At 51.7% G+C, this 1,771-nt stretch carries 2 protein-coding genes; both read left to right on the top strand.

Going from position 1 to position 1,771, the window contains the following annotated elements; genetic code table 11:
* Positions 1-801: FAD-dependent thymidylate synthase (gene thyX, locus NW857_RS03225; RefSeq protein ID WP_414367923.1), on the top strand; the 801-nt coding region annotated here is incomplete at its 5' end.
* Positions 802-959: 158 nt separating this feature from the next.
* The gene (locus NW857_RS03220) at positions 960-1,709 is read left to right on the top strand and encodes a class I SAM-dependent methyltransferase (RefSeq protein WP_414367921.1); all 750 of its coding nucleotides are present in this window, start codon (positions 960-962) and stop codon (positions 1,707-1,709) included.
* The last annotated feature ends 62 nt before the right edge of the window (positions 1,710-1,771 follow it).

The following is a 1,771-nucleotide window of genomic DNA, read 5'->3' as shown; positions in this document are numbered from 1 at the left end:
GTGGATGCCTTATTTCAAGTGGTGGTGCTTAGCCAAACTCCAGATCCCGAACGGGTGATCTGGCAGGCGATGCACCAAGATTACAGCCCCGATTTTGTTACCCCAGAGGGCCGGATCCCGGAACAGTATGGAGAGGCCGTGGTGCGGCATCTGCTGGAGGGCAATCGTGGCCACTATGGGCCTCTTGAGCACCCTCAGATCACGTTTGGGGTGGGCTATTTTCCCCATGCTGTCATGCAACAGGCCCGTACTCATCGAGTGGGAGTTTCTTTCGACGTTCAATCTTTTCGATATACAGGCCGGCAAATTGCCGATTTGGGCAAAAGACTCTTGTCTGCGCCTCGGAGCACCAACGAAACCGCTGCTCTTGCCGACAAAACCGGCGCGGAGCCCTCGTTATCTTTGCAAGAGTTGGAAACTCTGTTTTACGTTCCTGCCAGCGTCAAAGAAGGCAAGGCCAAAACCCGCCAAGGCTTCAAGCCCATCTCTCCTGAGGCCCTGAACATCATTCTTGAGCAGTATCGCAGTCAGGCCATTGCCTATTATCGCCTGGTCGAAGAGTGCGGATTGCCTTATGAAGATGCTCGTAACATCATCGGCTACGGGATCCGCCAACATTTTGTAGTCTCTTTTAATTGCCGCAGCTTGATGCATTTTCTGGATTTACGAGCTAAAGAAGATGCCCAGCGAGAAATTCAGTATCTGTGTGAACTGATTTGGCCCCACTTTGAGGCCTGGTGCCCCCACGTGGCCGCCTGGTACCGCAAAAATCGCTGGGGCAAGGCCAGGCTTTCTCCTTGAAACCTAAATCGCGTAAGCGGGACGGAGTTCTCTAACACCGGAAAAGTATAGGATAAGGTCATCTTTCGACCCTCACCCCCAACCCCTCTCCCCTCGTGGGAGAGGGGAGCAAGGGATCAACTAACAAGCTGTTTCCCAATATTTGGAACGACTATTGTATGGATCCCAGAGCTTATGAACAAATGGCGGGCTTAGAAGATCGACATTGGTGGTTTGTGGGGCGCCGCCGCATTCTCAGGCAGGTTATTGCCGGGATCCCTCTTCCGCTCGCGGCTTGTATCTTGGAAGCCGGCTGTGGCAGTGGCGGCAACCTAGAAATGTTGTCTCAATTTGGCCAAGTCTGGGCCATGGAAAGAAGCGAAATAGCATTGCCTTTGGCCCGGGCCCGCGGCATTGGGATTGTGGCCGAAGGTGAATTGCCGCATCGGATCCCTTTTGGTTCCCAGCAATTTGACCTTATTGCCCTACTGGACGTTTTAGAACATTTGGAGGAAGACAAAGCAGCTCTGGAAGCTCTCATCCAGAGGTTAAAGCCATCCGGCTACCTGGTGATCACGGTACCGGCCTACCCCTGGCTGTGGAGCGCCCATGACGAGCTCAATCACCACAAGAGACGCTACACAGCAGCACAACTTCTCTCCTTACTCAAGAGTGCCGGCCTGCAAATTCATACCTTTACCTTTTTCAACAGCTTTCTCTTTCCATTAGCAGCAGGGATCCGCCTAGCCCAAAAGAGCCTTCGCCTCAAGGAGAAGCAGGATCTAAACATGCTCTCGCCTTGGATCAATTGGCTTTTAACCGAGATTTTTGCTGCGGAAGCCTATTTAATTTCTAAGTTCTCCCTACCCTTTGGCCTGTCTTTATTGGCGGTAGCTAGTCCTATGAAAACTCCTTCTCTAGGAAACTGAATCTCTTAATCTTCTCCTCAGCTTCTTGCTGTTATGACTGGTTTTTCAATTACCGTTGACTT

The organism is Synechococcus sp. H55.9, assembly GCF_047462355.1.
In the GTDB taxonomy this organism is placed as follows: Bacteria; Cyanobacteriota; Cyanobacteriia; order Thermostichales; family Thermostichaceae; genus Thermostichus.
The sequence above is the reverse complement of the archived record's forward strand: the minus strand, read 5'-3'. Positions and strand labels throughout refer to the sequence as shown.